The sequence below is a fragment of the Yersinia hibernica genome (assembly GCF_004124235.1).
Taxonomy (GTDB): domain Bacteria; phylum Pseudomonadota; class Gammaproteobacteria; order Enterobacterales; family Enterobacteriaceae; genus Yersinia; species Yersinia hibernica.
Genome location: NZ_CP032487.1, coordinates 310,633 through 334,774, shown reverse-complemented (window position 1 = coordinate 334,774; position 24,142 = coordinate 310,633). Strand labels below are relative to the sequence as shown.

Sequence of the window (24,142 nt, the reverse complement as noted above, 5' to 3'; positions counted from 1 at the left end):
ATGCTGAAAATTGCCGACACCACTTTTACCTCGCGTTTATTTACCGGCACGGGCAAATTTGCCACGGCTGAATTGATGCTGGCCGCACTGCAAGCCTCCGGTTCACAGCTCGTCACCATGGCGATGAAGCGCGTGGATCTCCACGCCGGTAACGATGCCATTCTGGCACCATTGCGCCAGTTAGGTGTGCGCCTACTGCCCAATACCTCAGGAGCCAAAACGGCCCAGGAAGCAGTTTTTGCTGCCCGCTTGGCACGGGAGGCTCTGGGCACCCATTGGGTGAAATTGGAAATCCATCCTGATGTGAAATATTTACTCCCTGACCCGATAGAAACTCTGAAAGCGGCGGAGATGCTCGTGAAAGAGGGGTTTGTGGTTTTGCCTTATTGCGGCGCGGACCCGGTGCTGTGCAAACGGCTGGAAGAGGCTGGCTGTGCGGCGGTGATGCCATTGGGAGCGCCGATTGGCTCCAATTTGGGCTTACGCACTCGCGATTTTCTGCAAATCATTATCGAACAAGCCAAAGTGCCGGTGGTTATTGATGCTGGCATTGGCGCGCCAAGTCATGCGCTTGAGGCGATAGAGTTGGGTGCAGATGCTGTTTTGGTGAATACGGCGATTGCCGTGGCCCACTCGCCAATACACATGGCGCAAGCATTCCGGCTGGCGGTCGAATCAGGTGAGTTAGCGCGCAAGGCCGGTTTGGGAGCAAGCCAACAGCAAGCCAGTGCCACCAGCCCATTGACCGGTTTCCTCAGCCAGCTTGAGGAAGAAAATCATGTTTGAAGATTTTACTCAGCGCTGGCAACAGTTGGATTGGGACGATATTTCGCTGCGCATTAACAGCAAAACCGCCGCCGAGGTTGAGCGGGCCATTCATGCCACGAAACCCAGTCGTGACGATTTGATGGCATTGATATCACCGGCGGCGTCAGCTTATCTGGAACCCATGGCGCAGAAAGCTCAACAACTGACCCGCCAACGTTTTGGCAATACCGTCAGTTTTTATGTGCCGCTTTATCTCTCTAACCTGTGTGCCAATGATTGTACTTATTGTGGTTTTTCAATGAGTAATCGCATCAAACGCAAAACCTTAGATGAGGCGGAAATCATCCGCGAATGTGAGGCCATCAAAGCACTGGGCTTCGAGCACTTGTTGCTGGTCACTGGCGAACATCAGGCCAAAGTTGGCATGGACTATTTTAGGCAGCATTTCCCCACTATCCGCCGCCAATTCAGCTCACTGATGATGGAGGTTCAGCCATTGGCAGCAGCAGAGTATGCGGAACTCAAGGCGCTGGGATTGGATGGCGTAATGGTTTATCAAGAAACCTATCACCCGGCGACTTATCAACAGCACCATTTGCGCGGCCATAAACAGGATTTTCACTGGCGACTGGCAACCCCGGACCGTTTGGGGCGCGCAGGAATTGATAAGATTGGATTGGGTGCTTTAATTGGCTTGTCGAACAGTTGGCGCGCTGACTGCTACATGCTGGCGGAGCATCTGTTTTACCTGCAACAAACTTATTGGCAGAGTCGCTATTCTATCTCGTTCCCGCGTTTACGGCCTTGCGCTGGGGGCATTGCACCCGCCTCCCTGATGAGTGAGTCACAATTGCTGCAACTGATTTGTGCTTTCCGGCTATTTGCACCGGATGTGGAACTGTCCTTATCCACACGCGAATCACCTTTCTTCCGTGATAATGTGATTCCGCTGGCGATTAACAATGTCAGTGCGGGCTCGAAAACTCAGCCGGGGGGATATGCCGACAATCATCCGGAACTTGAGCAGTTTGCTCCGCATGATAATCGCACTCCTGAACAGGTGGCTCAGGCAGTGGCGCGGGCTGGGCTACAACCGGTTTGGAAAGACTGGGATAGTCATTTAGGCCGTTCTCTTCAGTAGATTCCACATTATTATCCTGAAAAATAAGCAAAAAAAACCGCCCCGAGAGGAGCGGTTTTTACGTTGGTGGCACACAAAGAAATTAGTCTTTGCTGTTACCAAAACCAGCGTTAAGCAATTCAGCCAGGTTAGCCGTCGCTTCGTCCACACTCACTTGCGGAACCACTGGAGCTTCGCCCAGTGCTTTACGACGCATACGGTCCTGATGATAAGCATAACCGGTACCGGCTGGGATCAGACGGCCCACGATGACGTTCTCTTTCAGGCCACGCAGTTCATCACGTTTACCGGCAACCGCAGCTTCAGTAAGAACGCGCGTGGTTTCCTGGAACGAAGCCGCAGAGATGAAGGACTCGGTCGCCAAGGATGCCTTGGTGATACCCAGTAAGTCACGAGTGAACGTGGCTTCGATTTTGCCTTCTGCTGCCAGCTTGCGGTTAGCGATTTTAACGCGAGACATTTCTGCCTGCTCGCCTTCCAAGAAGTCGGTGCTACCTGCATCAACGATGGTGCCTTTACGCAGCATCTGACGAACGATAACTTCAATGTGTTTATCGTTAATCTTAACGCCTTGCAAGCGGTAAACTTCCTGCACTTCGTTGGTGATGTAACGGGTCACCGCGTGAACGCCACGCAGACGCAGAATGTCGTGTGGAGATTCTGGGCCATCGGAAACCACGTCACCGCGTTCTACAATTTCACCTTCGAACACGTTGAGCTGACGCCATTTCGGAATCATCTCTTCGTATGCATCGCTGCCATCCAACGGCGAGATAACCAGACGGCGCTTGCCTTTGGTCTCTTTGCCGAACGAGATGATCCCGCTGATTTCAGCCAAGATTGCCGGCTCTTTCGGACGACGTGCTTCGAACAAGTCAGCAACACGTGGCAAACCACCGGTAATATCCTTGGTACCGCTGGATTCCTGCGGAATACGCGCCAGGGTATCACCCGCACCAATCTGAATGCCGTCTTCCAGCTGAACAATCGCTTTACCTGGCAGGAAGTATTGAGCAGGCATATCTGTACCTGGGATCAATACATCGTCGCCTTTAGCATCAACGATTTTCAGTGCCGGACGCAGGTCTTTACCGCTACCGGTACGCTCTGCGCTGTCCAAGACTACCAGAGAAGACAAACCAGTTAGTTCGTCGGTCTGGCGGGTAATGGTTTGGCCGTCAACCATGTCCGCGAAGCGAATGAAACCGCTCACTTCAGTGACAACTGGCATGATGTGCGGATCCCAGTTAGCAACAGTTTCGCCGCCCTGAACTTCTGCACCGTCGCCTTTGCCCATTACCGCACCGTAAGGCACTTTGTAGCTTTCTTTGGTACGACCGAATTCGTCGATAAGCTTCAGCTCAGTGTTACGAGAAGTAATCACCAGCTTGCCCGCTGCATTGGTCACGAACTTGGCGTTGCTCAGTTTCAAGCTACCTTTGTTCTTAACCTGGATGCTAGATTCTGCTGCCGCACGAGATGCCGCACCACCGATGTGGAACGTACGCATCGTAAGCTGGGTACCCGGCTCACCGATGGACTGTGCTGCAATAACACCCACCGCTTCACCTTTGTTGATGATGTGGCCACGTGCCAGGTCGCGACCATAGCAGTTAGCACACACACCGAAATCAGTTTCACAGCTTACTACTGAGCGAACTTTAACGCTGTCGACGGAGTTCTCTTCTAACAGATCACACCATTTTTCGTCCAGCAGGGTGTTACGCGGAACCAGAATATCAGCCGAGCCCGGCTTGATAACTTCTTCTGCAGTCACACGACCCAGCACGCGGTCACGCAGTGGCTCTTTAACATCACCACCTTCGATAACCGGGGTCATCACGATACCGTTATGGGTACCACAATCGTCCTCAGTCACCACCAGATCCTGTGCCACGTCAACTAAACGACGGGTCAGGTAACCGGAGTTCGCCGTTTTCAATGCGGTATCCGCCAAACCTTTACGCGCACCGTGGGTTGAGATGAAGTACTGAAGTACGTTCAAACCTTCACGGAAGTTCGCAGTGATTGGCGTTTCAATGATCGAACCATCTGGCTTAGCCATCAAGCCACGCATCCCAGCCAGCTGACGAATCTGTGCCGCAGAACCACGCGCACCGGAGTCGGCCATCATAAAGATGCTATTGAATGACACTTGCTGCTCGACAACGCCGTCACGGTTGACAACATCTTCAACAGACAAGTTATCCATCATCGCCTTGGCAACACGTTCGTTAGCCGCGGCCCAGATATCGATCACTTTGTTATAACGCTCACCTGCGGTTACCAGACCGGATTGGAACTGTTCCTGGATCTCGGCAACTTCAGTTTCAGCTTCTTCGATGATCCCTGCTTTCGCATCTGGGATAACCATGTCATCGATACCTACAGAGGCGCCTGAGCGTGCTGCGTAAGCAAAACCGGTGTACATGATCTGGTCAGCAAAGATAACCGTTGGTTTCAAGCCCAGGATGCGGTAACAAGTGTTCAGCATCTTGGAGATAGCTTTTTTGCCCAGCGGCTGGTTAACGATAGAGTAAGGCAGGCCTTTCGGGACAATCATCCACAAAATGGCACGGCCAATAGTCGTATCGATGATGCTGGTACGCGAAGTGCTTTCGCCTTCGGTATTACGAATCTCTTCAGTAATACGGACTTTGACTCGGGCATGCAGAGATGCCAGGCCAGCGCGATAAATACGCTCGGCTTCTTTCGGGCCAGTCAGTACCATGCCTTCGCCTTTGGCGTTAACACAGTCACGGGTCATGTAATACAGACCCAATACCACGTCCTGAGAAGGAACGATGATTGGCTCGCCGTTCGCTGGTGACAGGATGTTGTTGGTCGACATCATCAACGCACGCGCTTCTAACTGAGCTTCCAGTGTCAGCGGTACGTGAACAGCCATTTGGTCACCATCGAAGTCGGCGTTATAAGCCGCACAAACCAGTGGGTGTAACTGGATAGCTTTACCTTCGATCAGCACCGGTTCAAACGCTTGGATACCCAAACGGTGAAGGGTTGGCGCACGGTTCAACAGCACTGGGTGTTCGCGGATAACTTCATCCAGGATATCCCAAACCACCGCTTCTTCACGCTCAACCATCTTCTTGGCCGCTTTAATGGTGGTCGCAAGACCACGCAATTCCAGCTTGCCATAGATGAACGGCTTGAACAGCTCAAGGGCCATTTTCTTCGGTAGACCGCACTGATGCAGACGCAGGTATGGACCCACGGTGATAACCGAACGGCCTGAGTAGTCAACACGTTTACCCAGCAAGTTCTGACGGAAACGACCTTGCTTACCTTTGATCATGTCAGCCAGTGACTTCAACGGACGCTTGTTAGAGCCGGTAATTGCACGACCGCGACGGCCGTTATCCAGCAATGCGTCTACTGCTTCTTGCAGCATACGTTTTTCGTTACGTACGATGATGTCCGGTGCAGCCAAATCCAGCAGGCGCTTCAGACGGTTGTTACGGTTAATCACGCGACGATACAAATCGTTCAGATCTGAAGTCGCAAAGCGACCACCATCCAACGGTACCAATGGGCGCAGATCTGGCGGCAATACAGGCAACACGGTCAGGATCATCCACTCTGGCTTGTTGCCAGACTGTACGAACGCTTCCAGCAGCTTGATACGCTTGGTCAGCTTCTTACGCTTGGTTTCAGAATTTGTTTCGTTCAATTCTTCACGCAGGATCTCGCACTCAGCTTCCAGATCCATGTTTTTCAACAGAGCCTGAATAGCCTCGGCGCCCATTTTCGCGTCGAACTCATCACCAAACTCTTCCAGCGCGTCCAGATACTGCTCTTCAGTCAGGATCTGGCGACGTTCCAAGTTGGTCATACCGCCTTCAACCACCACATAGGATTCGAAGTACAGTACACGTTCGATGTCACGTAATGGCATATCCAGCAGCAAACCGATGCGCGATGGCAGCGATTTCAGGAACCAGATGTGCGCAGTCGGAGAAGCCAGCTCGATGTGACCCATACGCTCACGGCGTACTTTGGTTTGCGTCACTTCAACGCCGCATTTCTCACAAATAACACCGCGGTGTTTCAAACGCTTGTACTTACCGCACAGGCATTCGTAATCTTTTACTGGGCCAAAGATACGGGCGCAGAAAAGGCCGTCACGTTCTGGTTTGAACGTACGGTAGTTAATGGTTTCCGGCTTTTTAACTTCACCGAACGACCATGAACGGATCATGTCTGGCGAGGCCAGAGCAATTTTGATCGCATCAAACTCTTCGGTCTTAGTTTGCGCTTTCAGAAACTTTAATAAGTCTTTCACGGATTGGCTCCTGTCGGAGTTAGACCTGCTAGGCGCTCAAACCTAAATTCGAGCGCCCCTGTGACCAGTGCGAACCACCAGCAGACTCCCGGCTATGAAAGTCTGCCGTCTGGAGAAGAATTACTCTTCTTCCAGCTCGATATTGATGCCCAGCGAGCGGATTTCTTTCAACAATACGTTGAAGGACTCCGGCATGCCTGGTTCCATACGGTGATCGCCATCCACGATGTTTTTGTACATCTTGGTACGGCCGTTTACATCGTCGGACTTGACGGTAAGCATTTCTTGCAATGTGTACGCGGCGCCATAAGCTTCCAACGCCCACACTTCCATCTCACCGAAGCGCTGACCACCGAACTGAGCCTTACCACCCAGCGGCTGCTGAGTAACCAGGCTGTAAGAACCGGTAGAACGCGCATGCATCTTGTCATCAACCAAGTGGTTCAGTTTCAGCATGTACATGTAGCCGACAGTAACCTGACGTTCGAATTGCTCGCCGGTACGGCCGTCAAACAGAGTAATCTGACCAGAAGTTGGCAGGCCACCCAGCTTTAACAGTTCCTTGATTTCAGTCTCTTTCGCACCATCGAAGACTGGCGTTGCAATTGGCATACCTTTTTTCAGGTTCTCAGCCAAACGCAATACTTCGTCATCGGTGAAGGTGCTCAAGTCAACTTTCTGACAAACATTATCGCCCAGATCATAAGCTTTCTGGATGAACTCACGCAGTTTGGCAACTTCTTCCTGCTTCTTCAGCATGGCGTTGATTTTCTCGCCGATGCCTTTCGCTGCCATCCCCAAGTGGGTTTCCAAAATCTGACCGATGTTCATACGCGATGGTACGCCCAGCGGGTTCAGAACGATGTCTACCGGCGTACCGTTTTCATCGTAAGGCATATCTTCAATCGGGTTAATCTTCGAAATAACACCTTTGTTACCGTGACGACCGGCCATCTTGTCACCCGGCTGAATCTGACGTTTAACCGCCAGATACACTTTAACGATTTTTAGCACGCCCGGTGCCAGGTCATCGCCTTGGGTGATTTTACGACGCTTGGCATCCATCTTCTTCTCGAATTCGGATTTCATTTCGTCGTATTGCTCTGCCAACTGTTCCAGCTGGTTTTGCTTGTCTTCGTCAGTCAGGCCCAGTTCCAGCCAGCGGTCACGTGGTAATTTGCTCAGCTTGTCAGCTTCAATGCCACCAGAAACCAGTACTGCATGGATACGTGCAAACAGGCCAGCTTCCAAGATCTGCAACTCTTCAGTCAGGTCTTTCTTCGCCTGCTTCAGTTGCATTTCTTCGATTTCCAACGCGCGCTTATCTTTTTCTACGCCATCGCGAGTAAAGACCTGCACGTCGATAACCGTACCGGAAACACCGTTTGGTACACGCAGAGAAGAGTCTTTAACATCAGACGCTTTCTCACCGAAGATCGCCCGTAACAGCTTCTCTTCTGGCGTCAGTTGGGTTTCACCTTTAGGTGTTACCTTACCGACCAGAATGTCACCGCCCGTTACTTCAGCACCGATATACACGATACCGGATTCATCCAGCTTGGAGAGCGCAGCTTCACCCACGTTCGGGATGTCGGCCGTTATCTCTTCAGGCCCTAACTTGGTGTCGCGAGACACACAGGCCAATTCCTGAATATGGATGGTAGTGAAGCGATCTTCTTGCACCACGCGCTCGGAGACCAAGATGGAGTCTTCGAAGTTGTAACCGTTCCAAGGCATGAACGCTACGCGCATGTTCTGACCCAATGCCAGTTCGCCCAAGTCTGTAGATGGGCCATCTGCCAGCACGTCGCCGCGCTCGATTGGCTCACCCAGATTCACACACGGCATCTGGTTGATACAGGTGTTCTGGTTAGAACGGGTGTATTTGGTCAGGTTATAAATATCAATCCCTGCTTCGCCCGGGTACATCTCATCTTCGTTAACTTTAATCACGATACGAGATGCATCGACGTACTGAACGGTACCACCGCGCTTGGCCACAGAGGTTACCCCTGAGTCAACCGCAACTGCACGTTCCATACCGGTACCTACCAGCGGCTTATCAGCACGCAGAGTAGGAACCGCCTGACGTTGCATGTTCGCACCCATCAAGGCACGGTTGGCGTCATCGTGTTCCAAGAATGGAATCAGAGAAGCACCAACGGACACCACCTGTTGAGTGGAAACGTCCATGTAGTCAACTTGGTCGCGGCTGAACAGGCTTGATTCGCCTTTGCTACGGCAAGTGACTAAGTCTTCAATGAAGCGGCCGTCGTCGTCCAAGTTGGAGTTCGCCTGAGCGATAACGAAGTTGCCTTCTTCAATAGCAGACAAATAGTTAATTTCATCGGTCACCACACCATCACGCACGCGACGATACGGAGTTTCCAGGAAACCATACTCATTGGTCTGTGCGTACACGGACAAGGAGTTGATCAGACCGATGTTTGGACCTTCTGGCGTTTCGATTGGACATACGCGACCGTAGTGAGTCGGGTGTACGTCTCGAACTTCAAAGCCAGCACGTTCACGGGTCAAACCACCCGGGCCCAATGCAGAGATACGGCGTTTATGCGTGATCTCAGACAGTGGGTTGTTCTGGTCCATAAATTGTGACAACTGGCTGGAACCAAAGAACTCTTTCACCGCCGCCGAGATAGGCTTGGCGTTGATCATGTCCTGAGGCATCAGGGTGTCGAGGTCGCCCAGAGACAAACGCTCTTTAACCGCGCGCTCAACACGAACCAGGCCGACACGGAACTGGTTTTCAGCCATTTCACCGACAGAACGAATACGACGGTTGCCTAAGTGGTCGATATCATCCACTTCGCCTTTACCGTTACGGATATCAATGAGCTTCTTCATCACTTCTGTGATGTCTTCTTTGCTCAGGATACCGGAACCTTCGATCTCGTCACGCAGCAGTGAACGGTTGAACTTCATCCGGCCAACCGCAGACAAATCGTAGCGGTCTTCAGAGAAGAACAAGTTCTCAAACAGATTTTCAGCTGCTTCACGAGTTGGCGGCTCACCAGGACGCATCATGCGGTAGATCTCAACCAAAGCGCTCAGACGATCACTGGTTGGGTCAACACGCAGAGTCTCGGAGATATAAGCCCCGTGATCCAAGTCATTGGTGAACAATGTTTCGATGTGCTTGTGACCAGACTGGCTCAACTTAGCCAGCAGATCCAGTGACAGCTCCATGTTGGCTGCACAGATAAGCTCACCAGTGTTCTCATCGACGTAGTCTTTGGCAACCACTTTACCGGCAATGTATTCAACCGGAACTTCGATGCGATCAATGCCGTCTTTTTCAAGCTGGCGAATATGACGAGCAGTAATACGGCGCGCTTTCTCGACGTAAACTTTGCCATTCGCTTCAATATCAAAGGATGCCGTTTCACCGCGCAGACGCTCTGGAACCAATTCCATCTGCAGCTTGTTGTCACGAATCTCAAAGACCACTTTTTCAAAGAACAGATCCAGGATCTGGGGAGTGGTGAAATTCAATGCACGCAGAATGATGGTTGCCGGCAACTTACGACGACGGTCAATACGGACAAACAGGTTGTCTTTCGGATCAAACTCGAAATCTAACCATGAACCGCGGTAAGGAATGATACGTGCGTTATACAGCACTTTACCCGATGAATGGGTTTTACCCTTATCGCTGTCAAAGAATACGCCAGGACTACGGTGCAGCTGAGATACGATAACCCTCTCAGTACCGTTAATGACAAAGGTACCGTTCTCGGTCATGAGTGGAATTTCACCCATGTAGACTTCTTGTTCTTTGATGTCTTTGACCGTACCTTCCGGAGCTTCGCGCTCATAGATGACCAGGCGCAGCTTAACGCGCAGCGGTGCGGAATAAGTCACACCACGGATCTGGCACTCTTTGACGTCAAATACTGGCTCACCAAGACGGTAGCTAACGTATTGCAGCTCCGAATTGCCGCTGTAGCTCTGAATTGGAAAAACAGAACGGAATGCTGCTTCTAGGCCGTACTGCCCTTCGGGATCTTGCTCGATAAACTTCTGGAACGAGTCAAGTTGGATAGAAAGGAGATAAGGTATGTCCAGAACTTGTGGACGTTTACCAAAATCCTTACGAATACGTTTTTTCTCGGTATAGGAGTAAACCATAGGGTTCCTCAGCTCGCTGACAAGTCGACCCACTCTGTCCGCCCTAAAATCAGGACAGGTCATGCAACACTATTATTTAGACTGAGAAGCCGAAACGCTTCTCGGAATACTCTTTTCTATCACTCTTAAACCATTTCATCGCGTTACTTTGACTACCGAGCTACCCGAGTGGGTCGTAGCTGAGAACGCAGTATATTAAGTCGTCAATAGAAAGGAATATTGGGGGTTAGTTAGCCACTAAACAGTGTGAAATGCGACTAACGCCCTATAGCACAAAAAGGCTGATGACTAAAAAGTCACCAGCCATCAGCCTATAAAGTTAGGCTGCAAACTGAAAGCTTAGCTTACTTGATCTCAACAGCAGCACCAGCTGCTTCAAGTTCTTTCTTCAGGCTTTCAGCTTCATCTTTGTTCACGCCTTCTTTCAGAACTGCAGGTGCAGATTCAACCAGGTCTTTAGCTTCTTTCAAGCCCAGGCCAGTTGCGCCGCGAACAGCTTTGATTACTGCAACTTTGTTGTCGCCGAATGAAGCCAGAACAACGTTGAATTCAGTTTGTTCTTCTGCAGCTTCAGCAGCAGCAGCAGGGCCTGCAGCAACAGCAGCAGCTGAAACGCCGAATTTCTCTTCCATAGCAGAGATCAGTTCAACGATTTCCATTACAGACAGAGCTGCAACGCCTTCCAGAATTTGGTCTTTAGTGATAGTTGACATAACAAGTGTTCCTAAAATACAGAAATAGTTTATACGTTAAAAAGCAACGATGGAGAAAAAAGGCGATTAAGCGGCTTCTTTCTGGTCACGCAGCGCAGCAAGAGTACGAACCAATTTGCCAGCAGCGGCTTCTTTCATGGTTCCCATCAGTTTCGCAATTGCTTCTTCGTAGGTTGGCAGAGTTGCCAAGCGGTCGATCTGAGCCGCAGGGATTAACTCGCCTTCAAAGGCTGCTGCTTTAACCTCAAATTTTGCATTATCTTTAGCAAATGCTTTGAACAGACGAGCAGCTGCGCCCGGGTGTTCTGAAGAGAATGCAATCAAGGTTGGACCAACAAACGTGTCTTTCAGGCATTCGAATGGAGTGCCTTCAACAATGCGACGCAGCAAGGTGTTACGAACAACTTGCATGTGAACGCCAGCTTCACGACCTGCTTTACGCAGTTCAGTCATTTTATCAACGGTAACGCCACGAGAATCCGCAACAACCGCAGACAGCGCACCTTTGGCTACTTCTTTAACTTCAGCAACAATCGCTTGTTTGCCTTGAAGATTTAGTGCCATTAGTTCTTGCTCCTGGATTAACCGGGGAGTGATTCCCCGGAACTCACGTCGCCCAAAACATTGCTAAATTGCAATGAATGGGCGTTGAAACACGGTGAGCAGAATCCAGCAAATGCAATTCTTTATAAATAAAGAAAAAATGCTTTAGGTTCTGTCACCGTCTACGCAGGAAATTAAGTGTCTGTTACAACACACCTGCGGTCTTGGACGGAGGCTTGGATAAGGCCAAGCTCCAACCGAAAAATTCTGTTTTTCTGCCGATTTAAAAACGCTATCAACAGAAGCATGGGCGTAAGATTCTAGACAAACCTTACGCCCACGTAAAGCGATAAAAGCAAATAGTGATTAGTTCACTACTGCAGTCAGGCCGCTTTGATCAATAGCAACGCCGGCGCCCATGGTGGTGGACAGGCTGATTTTCTTGATATAAACGCCTTTCGCTGTAGCAGGTTTAGCACGCTTCAGCGCAACAACCAGAGATTCTAAGTTTTCTTTCAACTTTTCTGAGTCGAAGTCAACTTTACCAATGGTGGTGTGGATAATACCGTTTTTATCGTTACGATAACGAACCTGACCTGCTTTAGCATTCTTAACTGCTTCAGCAACGTTAGGAGTCACAGTACCCACTTTCGGGTTTGGCATCAGGCCACGTGGGCCCAAGATCTGGCCTAATTGACCCACAACGCGCATTGCATCCGGGGAAGCAATAACAACGTCGAAGTTCATTTCGCCTTTCTTGATTTGATCAGCCAAGTCGTCCATACCTACCAATTCAGCGCCTGCTTCTTTCGCAGCTTCAGCGTTTGCACCCTGAGCGAAAACAGCAACGCGGACTGAACGGCCAGTACCATGTGGCAACACAGTTGCGCCACGAACGTTTTGGTCAGATTTACGTGCATCGATACCGAGGTTAACGGCAACGTCCACGCTTTCTACGAATTTAGCAGTAGCCAGCTCTTTCAGCAGGGCAACAGCTTCGTTGATATCGTATTGCTTAGTAACATCAACTTTGTCACGGATCACGCGCATGCGCTTGGTCAGCTTAGCCATTTATTAACCCTCCACTACCAGGCCCATGGAACGAGCAGTACCTTCGATTGAACGCATCATGTCGTCAATTGAAGCACCAGTCATATCCGCAGCTTTGGTTTCTGCGATTTCACGGACCTGAGCACTGGTCACAGTCCCTACTTTGTCTTTGTTCGGCTTGCCAGAACCAGACTTAATACCTGCCGCTTTTTTCAGCAGAACTGCTGCTGGCGGGGTTTTAGTAACGAAGGTGAAAGAGCGATCAGAATAAACAGTAATAACAACAGGGATTGGCAGGCCTTTTTCAATGCTTTCAGTCTTCGCATTGAACGCTTTACAGAATTCCATGATGTTAACACCCTGCTGACCCAAAGCTGGACCAACTGGTGGACTTGGGTTTGCCATACCAGCTGCAACTTGCAGCTTGACATAGGCTTGTACTTTCTTAGCCATTTACGATTTCCTCGATTTGGGTAGTAACGCCTCGTTTGAGGCTCCCCGTGTTTTGTCTCGCTTTCATTTACTATGAAATAAGTTGCCACGGATGGCAAAAGCAAGACATCTAAAAACAAAAGGCGCGAAATTATAGTGTAATTTCGCGCCTAAGACAAGACTCAAGTTTCAACCAGCGCTGAAAAATGAATCAGCCTTTTTCTACCTGACTGAAGTCCAATTCGACCGGAGTTGCACGGCCAAAGATGGAAACAGACACTTTCAAGCGGCTCTTTTCGTAGTCCACTTCTTCAACGACACCGTTAAAGTCTGCAAACGGGCCATCGCTAACACGTACCAGCTCACCGGGTTCAAACAGTGTTTTAGGACGTGGTTTATCACCCACTTGCTGAAGGCGATTCATAATCGCATCAACTTCTTTATCACTGATTGGTGCTGGGCGATCGGAAGTACCACCGATAAAGCCCATGACACGCGGCACGCTACGCACTAGGTGCCAGCTGGCATCGTTCATCACCATCTGAACCAGTACATAGCCCGGGAAGAATTTACGTTCACTTTTACGGCGTTGACCGCCACGAATTTCGACGACTTCTTCCGTTGGAACCATGACTTCGCCAAACAGCTCTTCCATGTCATGTAACTTGATATGCTCGCGCAGCGATTGAGCTACGCGGCCTTCAAAACCGGAAAACGCCTGAACGACGTACCAACGCTTTTTTGGTGCTTCAGACATCTTAGAACCTCAGGCCAGTAATAAATGATACCAAGCGGACCAGAATACCATCCAGCCCCCATAGAATCAGTGACATTACAGCAGTTACCGCAGCAACGATTAACGTTGTGTGCAGAGTTTCCTGACGGGTAGGCCAAATCACTTTACGCACTTCCGTACGTGCTTCACGAGCAAACGCAACAGTGGCTTTGCCTTTTGCCGTCATCAATGCAACAGCACCGGCAACAGCGATAATTACTACAACTGCCAACGCGCGCAGCGGCAGGCTGAAATCACGGTAATAATAATTACCCACAATAGCTGCAACTAACAGTACTGCAACGATTAGCCATTTAGCCGTTTCCAGGCCGCGTCCGCTCCCTGGAGCCTCGGTATTCGCACTCATAAACCAACCTGTCACTATGATTCAGAACAAACAACTTTGCTTCGCATCGCAAAGCAAACCAAGCCGAAGGATGTGCTAGAGACTCTCTAATCGGCACCATTCAGCACTATTCGCCGTACTTCCAGAGCCCATCTCACCAGTAATTATGATAAAAAAACCACTGATGAGATAGGTTCTAGTATGACAACGTAGAAAAAGGGCATCAAATGATGCCCTTTTATCGCATGTCGCGTCAAATCTTATTCAATGACTTTAGCAACAACGCCAGCACCTACCGTACGACCACCTTCACGAATTGCGAAGCGTAGACCGTCATCCATCGCAATAGGAGCAATCAGGTTAACAACCATGTTGATGTTGTCACCTGGCATCACCATCTCAACGCCTTCTGGCAATTCAATGGTACCGGTTACGTCAGTGGTACGGAAGTAGAACTGAGGGCGGTAACCTTTGAAGAACGGAGTATGACGACCGCCTTCATCTTTGCTCAAAATATAAACTTCTGACTCAAATTTGGTGTGTGGCTTAATAGAGCCTGGTTTCGCCAATACCTGACCACGTTGTACGTCATCACGCTTAGTACCACGCAGCAGAACACCCACGTTCTCACCAGCACGGCCTTCGTCCAGCAGTTTGCGGAACATTTCAACGCCAGTACAGGTGGTTTTAATGGTATCGATGATGCCGACGATTTCGACTTCTTCGCCCACTTTAACGATACCGCGCTCTACACGACCAGTCACTACAGTACCACGGCCGGAGATGGAGAATACGTCTTCGATTGGCAGCAGGAACGGCTTGTCGATAGCACGTTCTGGTTCTGGGATGTAAGAATCCAGGTAGCCAGCCAGTTCGATGATTTTAGCTTCCCACTCAGCTTCGCCTTCCAGCGCTTTCAGAGCAGAACCACGGACAACTGGCAGGTCATCGCCTGGGAAATCGTAAGCAGAAAGAAGTTCACGAACTTCCATTTCTACCAGTTCCAGCAACTCTTCATCATCAACCATGTCACATTTGTTCATGAATACGATGATGTAAGGAACGCCAACCTGACGACCCAACAGGATGTGCTCACGAGTCTGTGGCATAGGGCCATCAGTTGCAGCAACAACCAGGATAGCGCCGTCCATCTGAGCAGCACCGGTGATCATGTTTTTAACGTAGTCGGCGTGCCCTGGGCAGTCAACGTGCGCATAGTGGCGTGACGGGGTGTCATATTCAACATGCGAAGTGTTGATGGTGATACCACGCGCTTTCTCTTCCGGAGCGTTGTCGATCTGGTCGAATGCACGAGCACTACCGCCATAAGTTTTAGCCAGAACGGTGGTAATTGCAGCAGTTAGGGTAGTTTTACCATGGTCAACGTGGCCGATAGTACCCACATTAACGTGCGGTTTTGTACGTTCAAACTTTTCTTTAGACATCGATTGTCCCTCTAAGACACGGAATCGGTGGTTTCACCACATCAACCAAGCGCATGCTTGCTGAATCCATAACACAGAAAGAAAATCAGGGGACGAGAATATGAGAAGTGGTGCTGATAGGCAGATTCGAACTGCCGACCTCACCCTTACCAAGGGTGCGCTCTACCAACTGAGCCATATCAGCACATCTTGGAGCGGGCAGTGGGAATCGAACCCACATCATCAGCTTGGAAGGCTGAGGTAATAGCCATTATACGATGCCCGCATCTTAGAACTCGGCTACCTGACTTAATCTGCAGAAACTTGAAAGGAAGGGCTTGGCCACTTCACTCTTCATCGAGAGCGCTGCTCCCGCCTTGAGTGTGTATTGGTGTTCGGTCTTCTGAATCACCTTGAGACTCAAGGTTAAATATGGTGGTGGGGGAAGGATTCGAACCTTCGAAGTCGATGACGGCAGATTTACAGTCTGCTCCCTTTGGCCGCTCGGGAACCCCACCTAATTTTTAATACTTGAATGGTGCCGGCACCAAGAGTCGAACTCGGGACCTACTGATTACAAGTCAGTTGCTCTACCAACTGAGCTATGCCGGCATCAAGTGCAGCGCATTCTAGGTAGAGTGGGCCTACGATGCAACAAAAAAATTGCATAACTTGCCCTTTCGCTCATAAAACAGCCGCTTTTCAAGTGCCAGATGTATTATTAACCAAGGTTAGCTTAATTCACACCCAACATTTCAGCTATTCTAACCAATTCTACTGATAAAAATCATCTCCAAAATCCGCCTCACCTCTCATTGCCGATTATTATTACTCTCTACAGCACCAAAATAATTTCAACCCATCACCCAAAATGAGAAAAATGCCCCATTAGAGTGCATCGGCCGCCACCGATAGTGCCCCCAACGCTGATAATCTCCTTGTTACATATTTGGCTTATTTATTGCTTAAAAATAAACATATGCACAGACCGGCAGTGAGAAAGGAGTTTTATCATGAAAATAGTCTTACTTAATGCGGCAACATTACCTATATACCGAGCTGAATTGGCATATTTGCTGATAGATGCGGTATCTCACGGGGCTTCAATAGGTTACAACACGCGCGCGCTTTCACAAGAAGACGCCGAGAGTTACTTTCACGGACTTCGTCCTGCCATCGCCAAAGGCACATTATTGTTATGGATAGCACGCGATGAAATGGGAATTGTTGGCACCATCCAATTAGATCTTTGCCAAAAACCAAACGGGTTAAATCGAGCCGAAGTACAGAAATTATTGGTACATAGCCGTAGCCGTCGTGGTGGTATCGGGCATAAATTGGTTGCCGCCATGGAGAATAGCGCGGTTCAACTTCGCCGTGGGTTACTCTATCTCGATACTCAAGCGGGCTCCCCGGCGGAATCTTTTTACCGGGCGCAAGGATACCGCTGCATGGGAGAGATTCCTGATTATGCCTGCACACCTGATGGTTACTATCACCCAACGGCTATTTATTTCAAACGATTATTCGCTGTGAATCAGACACATAGCGCCATAGCGAGCTAGCGATATCACAGGTAATCAATCATCAGATCAAGACCTGACTCATTGATTGGAATAGCAACACACATCAAAGAAATCACTCACTAAATACAAAAATGTCTACGCCAAAGCGCAAGCTGCCTATAATATGCAGCTTGTTTCTTATCTGGAGTTGGCGTCCAGCGCCTTTCCCAACCTGCGTTAACAGGCAGAATTTGGCTTATGACAAAAAGAGATCAATCTTTAGCGACGCCTTATCTACAGTTCGATCGTACTCAGTGGGCTGCTTTGCGCGACTCAGTACCATTGACACTAACAGAAGAAGAAATCGTTAAACTTAAAGGGATTAACGAAGACCTTTCATTAGATGAAGTGGCACAAATATATCTGCCACTTTCGCGCCTACTTAATTTCTATATTAGTTCTAACTTGCGTCGACAGGCTGTTCTAGAGCAATTCCTTGGCACTGATGGTCAACGAATTCCGTATGTTATTGGTATTGCCGGCAGTGTTGCGGTGGGTAAAAGTACCACCGCCCGTTTACTGCAAGCATTGCTGAGCCGCTGGCCTGAGCACCGGAGTGTTGAACTGATTACCACTGATGGTTTTCTTTATCCGAATAAAGTGCTTAATGAGCGCGGATTGATGAAGAAAAAAGGATTTCCACAATCCTATGATATGCACAGCTTGGTGAAATTTGTTTCTGAAGTGAAATCGGGGGCTGACCATGTTACCGCGCCAGTTTATTCCCACTTAATATATGACATTGTCCCTGAGGGTAATAAAGTTATCAAACAGCCGGACATTCTTATATTAGAGGGATTAAATGTTCTACAAAGTGGAATGGATTATCCACATGATCCTCACCATGTATTTGTCTCTGATTTTGTGGACTTCTCTATATATGTAGATGCCCCAGAAGATTTACTGCAAAGCTGGTATATCAACCGGTTCCTTAAATTCCGACAAGGTGCATTCTCTAATCCAGATTCTTATTTCCATAACTATGCCAAACTGCCAGAAACTGAAGCAGTCAAGATTGCAACCCAGTTATGGAAAGAGATTAATGGATTGAATCTAAAACAAAATATATTACCAACACGTGAACGAGCAAGCCTAATAATGACTAAAAGTGCCAATCATGCAGTTGAAAATGTGCGCTTAAGAAAATAATGAATAGCGGGTAGCCATCACTACCCGCCTAATTTATTAATTAAACTCCGCGAAGGGAAATCTCGCCACCAATATAAGCCTTTATATTGCCTTCCTGCTCTAACAATAATGCACCTTGCTGATCGATACCACGGGCGATCCCAAATATCTCTTGGCTGCCAATAATCAACTTCACCGGGCGATCAAGATAATTATCCATTTCTCGCCAACGTGAAATAAAGGCAGATAACCCCTCATTTTCAAATTTAACCACCGCCAGCCGTAATTCAGATAATATTTCCGCCGCCAGTTTATTACGATCAATAATAACGCCAGCTTCCTGTAAGTTAATCCAATCTTGGTTAATAACATTCGTCGCGGACTCACGCATACTCAGGTTTATACCGGCACCAATAACCAACTGTGCTGCATCCCCGGTCTTCCCAGTGAGTTCAACTAATATACCAGCCAGTTTTTTATCATTGAGATACAGATCATTCGGCCACTTAACACGAACTTGCTCAGCACCTAATTTGTGCAGCACTTCAGCCATCACGATGCCCACAACCAAACTTAGCCCCATCGCTGCCGCAGGGCCTTGTTCTAATCGCCAATACATTGATAAATAAAGGTTAGCACCAAAAGGCGATCGCCACTGACGGCCACGTCTACCCCGGCCTGCTTGCTGATATTCTGCAACGCAAGCATCGCCAGATTTAAGCTCAGTGATGCGATCCAGAAGATATTGGTTCGTTGAATCAACAACAGGTAATACGGCGATTTGGCCCGCAGGTAAATAACTTAAAATTGTTTTTTCATCAAGTAGTTGGATAGGTGCCGGCAAACTATATCCCTTACCCGGCACAGTGTAGACATCTAATCCCCATTCTCTGATAGTCTGCATATGCTTATTAATTGCAGCGCGACTCATACCCAACATTTCACCTAGCTGCTCACCGGAGTGAAAAGCGCCATCGGCCAGTATGCCAATTAATCGCAAGGGTACTTTAATATCTTTCACGACAAATGCTCCACAGCATTAACTTCCCCATGGCTTGCAATAAAGCGCACCTCCGGCTCCAGCCAGATGGCAAATTTGTTTGCGACCTGCTGGCGAATATAGCGTGCCAAACCCAGCACATCCTGCCCAGTCGCACCTGCAAGATTAATCAGGACTAAAGCTTGCTGTTGATGCACCGCTGCCCCGCCAATCTGATACCCTTTAAGCGCACATTGGTCAATCAGCCAACCCGCGGCCAGCTTTACTGACCCGTCGGGTTGTGGATAATGTGGCGCATTGGGATAGTGCTTCACAATCTCTTCCGCCACCGTTGCATCCACAACTGGGTTCTTAAAGAAACTACCAGCATTGCCGGTCACTGTCGGGTCAGGCAATTTGCTGCGGCGCATGGCACAGACTGAGTTGAAGATATCTTCTGCCGTAACCGTCAATGGGTTCAGACGAGTTAAATCGCCATAACCCAATGTTGGAGTCCAAGATTTTAGTAATCTGATCCCCACAGCGACGATGGCAAACCCATTCCCATAACAATGCTTAAATATGCTGTCACGATAACCGAACTGGCAGTCTCGCGCCGAGAGGCGCAGCACTGTGCCCTCAGCCATATCAAGTAAGTCAACGTATTCGCATACCTTTTGCAGCTCAACACCATATGCCCCAATATTTTGGATTGGCGCAGAACCGACACAACCCGGGATTAAAGCTAAATTCTCTAGCCCCGGCATGTTGTTTTGCAACGAATAACAGACTAATTGGTGCCAATTCTCCCCAGCACCAACATGCAGGTGCCAGGCGGTATCATCTTCCGTAAAAGTGATGCCCTTGATGCGATTGAGTAATACTGTTCCTGCGTAATTCTCAATGAACAGTACATTGCTACCTTCACCAAGCAAAAGCACCGGTTGATGTTTAGAGACTGATTCACGCCACGCATCAATCAAATCTTGCACTGTGCTGGCACTTATTACATTGCTCGCATAGGCTGATAGTGCAAAAGTATTGAGGTGTTTTAGCGGGGAACATTGATTCGACATTACATTAGATACTCATTCTAACTAGCTCTGGTGCTAGTCTAACCGATCATAATACTCATATTGTATATTGTTTTAAGTACAGACATAAAAAAGCCCTCTGCACAGCAGAAGGCTTCTCTTTCTCATATCCCGCACATAGCAAAAACCCCACGCTTTTGGCATGGGGTCTTTACTTGATTTGATGCCTGGCAGTGTCCTACTCTCGCATGGGGAGACCCCACACTACCATCGGCGCTACGGCGTTTCACTTCTGAGTTCGGCATGGGTTCAGGTGGTCCCACCGCGCTATGGCCGCCAGGCAAATTCTGTTTTAATCAACCCGCTCCATGATAATCATCACGCAGCCAGTTAATCCAATCTGTAAACATCGCTGAAAATCAAAATTCTCTCTAAAACACCTTCGGTGTTGTAAGGTTAAGCCTCACGGATCATTAGTACTGGTTAGCTCAATGCATCGCTGCACTTACACACCCAGCCTATCAACGTCATAGTCTTTAACGTTCCTTCAGGGGGCTTAAAGCCCCAGGGAAGACTCATCTCGAGGCAAGTTTCCCGCTTAGATGCTTTCAGCGGTTATCTCTTCCGAATTTAGCTACCGGGCAATGCCATTGGCATGACAACCCGAACACCAGTGATTCGTCCACTCCGGTCCTCTCGTACTAGGAGCAGCCCCTCTCAATCTTCCAACGCCCACGGCAGATAGGGACCGAACTGTCTCACGACGTTCTAAACCCAGCTCGCGTACCACTTTAAATGGCGAACAGCCATACCCTTGGGACCTACTTCAGCCCCAGGATGTGATGAGCCGACATCGAGGTGCCAAACACCGCCGTCGATATGAACTCTTGGGCGGTATCAGCCTGTTATCCCCGGAGTACCTTTTATCCGTTGAGCGATGGCCCTTCCATTCAGAACCACCGGATCACTAAGACCTACTTTCGTACCTGCTCGAGCCGTCACTCTCGCAGTCAAGCTAGCTTATGCCTTTGCACTAACCTCACGATGTCCGACCGTGATTAGCTAACCTTCGTGCTCCTCCGTTACTCTTTGGGAGGAGACCGCCCCAGTCAAACTACCCACCAGACACTGTCCTCACCCCAGATTATGGGGCCGAGTTAGAACATCAAACATTAAAGGGTGGTATTTCAAGGTTGGCTCCACGCAGACTGGCGTCCACGCTTCGATGCCTCCCACCTATCCTACACATCAAGGCTCAATGTTCAGTGTCAAGCTATAGTAAAGGTTCACGGGGTCTTTCCGTCTTGCCGCGGGTACACTGCATCTTCACAGCGAGTTCAATTTCACTGAGTCTCGGGTGGAGACAGCCTGGCCATCATTACGCCATTCGTGCAGGTCGGAACTTACCCGACAAGGAATTTCGCTACCTTAGGACCGTTATAGTTACGGCCGCCGTTTACTGGGGCTTCGATCAAGAGCTTCGCCTTGCGGCTGACCCCATCAATTAACCTTCCAGCACCGGGCAGGCGTCACACCGTATACGTCCACTTTCGTGTTTGCACAGTGCTGTGTTTTTATTAAACAGTTGCAGCCAGCTGGTATCTTCGACTGGCTTCGGCGCCGAGAGCAAGTCTCTTTACCTAATGCCAGCGTGCCTTCTCCCGAAGTTACGGCACCATTTTGCCTAGTTCCTTCACCCGAGTTCTCTCAAGCGCCTGAGTATTCTCTACCTGACCACCTGTGTCGGTTTGGGGTACGATTTAATGTTACCTGATGCTTAGAGGCTTTTCCTGGAAGCTTGGCATCAACTACTTCACCACCGTAGTGGCTCGTCATCACACCTCAGCGTTGATAAGCAACCGGATTTACCAAGTCACTCCGCCTACATGCTTAAACCGGGACAACCGTCGCCCGGCTAGCCTAGCCTTCTCCGTCCCCCCTTCGCAGTAACACCAAGTACAGGAATATTAACCTGTTTCCCATCGACTACGCTTTTCAGCCTCGCCTTAGGGGTCGACTCACCCTGCCCCGATTAACGTTGGACAGGAACCCTTGGTCTTCCGGCGTGCGGGCTTTTCACCCGCATTATCGTTACTTATGTCAGCATTCGCACTTCTGATACCTCCAGCAAACCTCACAGTTCACCTTCAACGGCTTACAGAACGCTCCCCTACCCAACAACGCCTAAGCGTCGCTGCCGCAGCTTCGGTGCATGGTTTAGCCCCGTTACATCTTCCGCGCAGGCCGACTCGACCAGTGAGCTATTACGCTTTCTTTAAATGATGGCTGCTTCTAAGCCAACATCCTGGCTGTCTATGCCTTCCCACATCGTTTCCCACTTAACCATGACTTTGGGACCTTAGCTGGCGGTCTGGGTTGTTTCCCTCTTCACGACGGACGTTAGCACCCGCCGTGTGTCTCCCGTGATAACATTCTTCGGTATTCGGAGTTTGCATCGGTTTGGTAAGCCGGGATGGCCCCCTAGCCGAAACAGTGCTCTACCCCCGAAGATGAGTTCACGAGGCGCTACCTAAATAGCTTTCGGGGAGAACCAGCTATCTCCCGGTTTGATTGGCCTTTCACCCCCAGCCACAAGTCATCCGCTAATTTTTCAACATTAGTCGGTTCGGTCCTCCAGTTAGTGTTACCCAACCTTCAACCTGCCCATGGCTAGATCACCGGGTTTCGGGTCTATACCTTGCAACTAGACGCCCAGTTAAGACTCGGTTTCCCTACGGCTCCCCTATTCGGTTAACCTTGCTACAAAATATAAGTCGCTGACCCATTATACAAAAGGTACGCAGTCACACCACGAAGGTGCTCCCACTGCTTGTACGTACACGGTTTCAGGTTCTATTTCACTCCCCTCGCCGGGGTTCTTTTCGCCTTTCCCTCACGGTACTGGTTCACTATCGGTCAGTCAGGAGTATTTAGCCTTGGAGGATGGTCCCCCCATATTCAGACAGGATGTCACGTGTCCCGCCCTACTCATCGAGTTCACAGCAAGTGTATTTTTGTGTACGGGACTATCACCCTGTACCGTGCGACTTTCCAGACGCTTCCACTAACACACAAACTGATTCAGACTCTGGGCTCCTCCCCGTTCGCTCGCCGCTACTGGGGGAATCTCGGTTGATTTCTTTTCCTCGGGGTACTTAGATGTTTCAGTTCCCCCGGTTCGCCTTGCATGGCTATGTATTCACCATGCAATAGTGCAACGAATTGCACTGGGTTTCCCCATTCGGGTATCGTCGGTTGTAACGGTTCATATCACCTTACCGACGCTTTTCGCAGATTAGCACGCCCTTCATCGCCTCTGACTGCCTAGGCATCCACCGTGTACGCTTAGTCGCTTAACCTCACAACCCGAAGGTGTCTTTCGACATCGTCGCATTGCGATTATTTGAGAGACTCTATGACAGGTTAATCCTTATCTCAGCACTTCTACGGAGAGATAAGTTTCAGCTGTCATGTTTCAATTTTCAGCTTGTTCCAGATTGTTAAAGAGCAATATCTTAAACACGACTTGTTAAAGTCATCTTTAAGTTATTTTCAGTTCATAAAGAACCGGTTGATAATGTCTTTCACACATTATCGGAGTGGCGTCCCCAAGGGGATTCGAACCCCTGTTACAGCCGTGAAAGGGCAGTGTCCTAGGCCTCTAGACGATGGGGACACAGGAAATTCCGACTAAATGATAAAATCTTAATCGTTTCTTGTGTCATTGTGAGTCAATACTCACAACATCAACAGGTGCTCTTGCTCGTTTACTTTCTATCAGACAATCTGTGT

At 49.3% G+C, this 24,142-nt stretch carries 15 protein-coding genes, 5 tRNA genes and 2 rRNA genes; 4 read left to right on the top strand and 18 right to left on the bottom strand.

Features of this window, described 5'->3' with window-relative positions; genetic code table 11:
- Together D5F51_RS01565 and thiH are read left to right on the top strand one after the other, a co-directional pair.
- A complete protein-coding gene (locus tag D5F51_RS01565) occupies nt 1-786 on the top strand; it encodes a thiazole synthase (protein ID WP_129195413.1) in 786 nt (261 codons plus the stop codon).
- Nucleotides 779-1,909 (top strand): 2-iminoacetate synthase ThiH, encoded by a 1,131-nt coding sequence (thiH, locus tag D5F51_RS01560; protein ID WP_129195412.1) that lies wholly within the window; start codon nt 779-781, stop codon nt 1,907-1,909. The genes D5F51_RS01565 and thiH overlap by 8 nt, the downstream gene beginning before the upstream one ends.
- An 82-nt stretch (nt 1,910-1,991) precedes the next feature.
- Here thiH and rpoC read toward each other — a convergent pair whose 3' ends face one another.
- The 13 genes from rpoC to D5F51_RS01495 all read right to left on the bottom strand — a co-directional run bounded on the left by rpoC (nt 1,992) and on the right by D5F51_RS01495 (nt 16,256).
- Nucleotides 1,992-6,212 carry a DNA-directed RNA polymerase subunit beta' gene (gene rpoC / locus D5F51_RS01555; protein ID WP_025379829.1) on the bottom strand — a complete coding sequence of 1,407 codons (4,221 nt, stop codon included), beginning with the start codon at nt 6,210-6,212 and terminating at the stop codon, nt 1,992-1,994.
- A 120-nt stretch (nt 6,213-6,332) separates the two neighbouring features.
- Nucleotides 6,333-10,361: a DNA-directed RNA polymerase subunit beta gene (gene rpoB, locus D5F51_RS01550; protein WP_025379830.1), complete on the bottom strand. Its 4,029-nt coding sequence runs from the start codon at nt 10,359-10,361 to the stop codon at nt 6,333-6,335.
- Between the two features lie 344 nt (nt 10,362-10,705).
- Nucleotides 10,706-11,074, bottom strand: a complete 369-nt coding sequence (gene rplL / locus D5F51_RS01545) for a 50S ribosomal protein L7/L12 (protein WP_025379831.1) — start codon at nt 11,072-11,074, stop codon at nt 10,706-10,708.
- A gap of 66 nt (nt 11,075-11,140) precedes the next feature.
- Nucleotides 11,141-11,638 (bottom strand): 50S ribosomal protein L10, encoded by a 498-nt coding sequence (gene rplJ / locus D5F51_RS01540; RefSeq protein WP_004712405.1) that lies wholly within the window; start codon nt 11,636-11,638, stop codon nt 11,141-11,143.
- Nucleotides 11,639-11,983: 345 nt separating this feature from the next.
- Nucleotides 11,984-12,688 carry a 50S ribosomal protein L1 gene (gene rplA, locus D5F51_RS01535; RefSeq protein WP_025379832.1) on the bottom strand — a complete coding sequence of 235 codons (705 nt, stop codon included), beginning with the start codon at nt 12,686-12,688 and terminating at the stop codon, nt 11,984-11,986.
- Nucleotides 12,689-12,691: 3 nt separating this feature from the next.
- Entirely contained in the window at nt 12,692-13,120 is a 429-nt protein-coding gene (gene rplK / locus D5F51_RS01530) for a 50S ribosomal protein L11 (RefSeq protein ID WP_004393384.1), read from the bottom strand.
- 190 nt (nt 13,121-13,310) lie between these two features.
- Entirely contained in the window at nt 13,311-13,856 is a 546-nt protein-coding gene (nusG, locus tag D5F51_RS01525) for a transcription termination/antitermination protein NusG (protein WP_002210671.1), read from the bottom strand.
- A 1-nt stretch (nt 13,857) separates the two neighbouring features.
- Nucleotides 13,858-14,241, bottom strand: a complete 384-nt coding sequence (secE, locus tag D5F51_RS01520; protein ID WP_004704671.1) for a preprotein translocase subunit SecE — start codon at nt 14,239-14,241, stop codon at nt 13,858-13,860.
- Nucleotides 14,242-14,480: 239 nt separating this feature from the next.
- Nucleotides 14,481-15,665, bottom strand: coding sequence for an elongation factor Tu (tuf, locus tag D5F51_RS01515; RefSeq protein ID WP_100273993.1), 1,185 nt, complete (start codon nt 15,663-15,665; stop codon nt 14,481-14,483).
- Nucleotides 15,666-15,773: 108 nt separating this feature from the next.
- Nucleotides 15,774-15,849: transfer RNA gene (locus D5F51_RS01510), tRNA-Thr, on the bottom strand.
- 6 nt (nt 15,850-15,855) lie between these two features.
- A tRNA-Gly gene (locus D5F51_RS01505) sits at nt 15,856-15,930 on the bottom strand.
- Between the two features lie 147 nt (nt 15,931-16,077).
- Nucleotides 16,078-16,162, bottom strand: a tRNA-Tyr gene (locus tag D5F51_RS01500).
- Nucleotides 16,163-16,180: 18 nt separating this feature from the next.
- A tRNA-Thr gene (locus D5F51_RS01495) sits at nt 16,181-16,256 on the bottom strand.
- 401 nt (nt 16,257-16,657) lie between these two features.
- On the opposite strand from D5F51_RS01495, the gene D5F51_RS01490 reads away from it, so the two are divergent.
- Nucleotides 16,658-17,209, top strand: a complete 552-nt coding sequence (locus D5F51_RS01490) for a GNAT family N-acetyltransferase (protein WP_025379834.1) — start codon at nt 16,658-16,660, stop codon at nt 17,207-17,209.
- Between the two features lie 198 nt (nt 17,210-17,407).
- A complete protein-coding gene (gene coaA, locus D5F51_RS01485; RefSeq protein WP_025379835.1) occupies nt 17,408-18,358 on the top strand; it encodes a type I pantothenate kinase in 951 nt (316 codons plus the stop codon).
- A 40-nt stretch (nt 18,359-18,398) separates the two neighbouring features.
- Here coaA and birA read toward each other — a convergent pair whose 3' ends face one another.
- The 5 genes from birA to D5F51_RS01460 form a co-directional block, all read right to left on the bottom strand.
- Nucleotides 18,399-19,358, bottom strand: coding sequence for a bifunctional biotin--[acetyl-CoA-carboxylase] ligase/biotin operon repressor BirA (gene birA / locus D5F51_RS01480; RefSeq protein WP_129195411.1), 960 nt, complete (start codon nt 19,356-19,358; stop codon nt 18,399-18,401).
- On the bottom strand, nt 19,355-20,392 hold the full coding sequence (gene murB, locus D5F51_RS01475) for a UDP-N-acetylmuramate dehydrogenase (protein ID WP_129195410.1): 1,038 nt from the start codon (nt 20,390-20,392) through the stop codon (nt 19,355-19,357). The genes birA and murB overlap by 4 nt, the downstream gene beginning before the upstream one ends.
- Nucleotides 20,393-20,575: 183 nt before the next feature.
- Nucleotides 20,576-20,691 (bottom strand): 5S ribosomal RNA (gene rrf / locus D5F51_RS01470).
- A 111-nt stretch (nt 20,692-20,802) separates the two neighbouring features.
- Nucleotides 20,803-23,709: ribosomal RNA gene (locus D5F51_RS01465) — 23S ribosomal RNA — on the bottom strand.
- Nucleotides 23,710-23,950: 241 nt separating this feature from the next.
- A tRNA-Glu gene (locus D5F51_RS01460) sits at nt 23,951-24,026 on the bottom strand.
- Between the last annotated feature and the right edge of the window lie 116 nt (nt 24,027-24,142).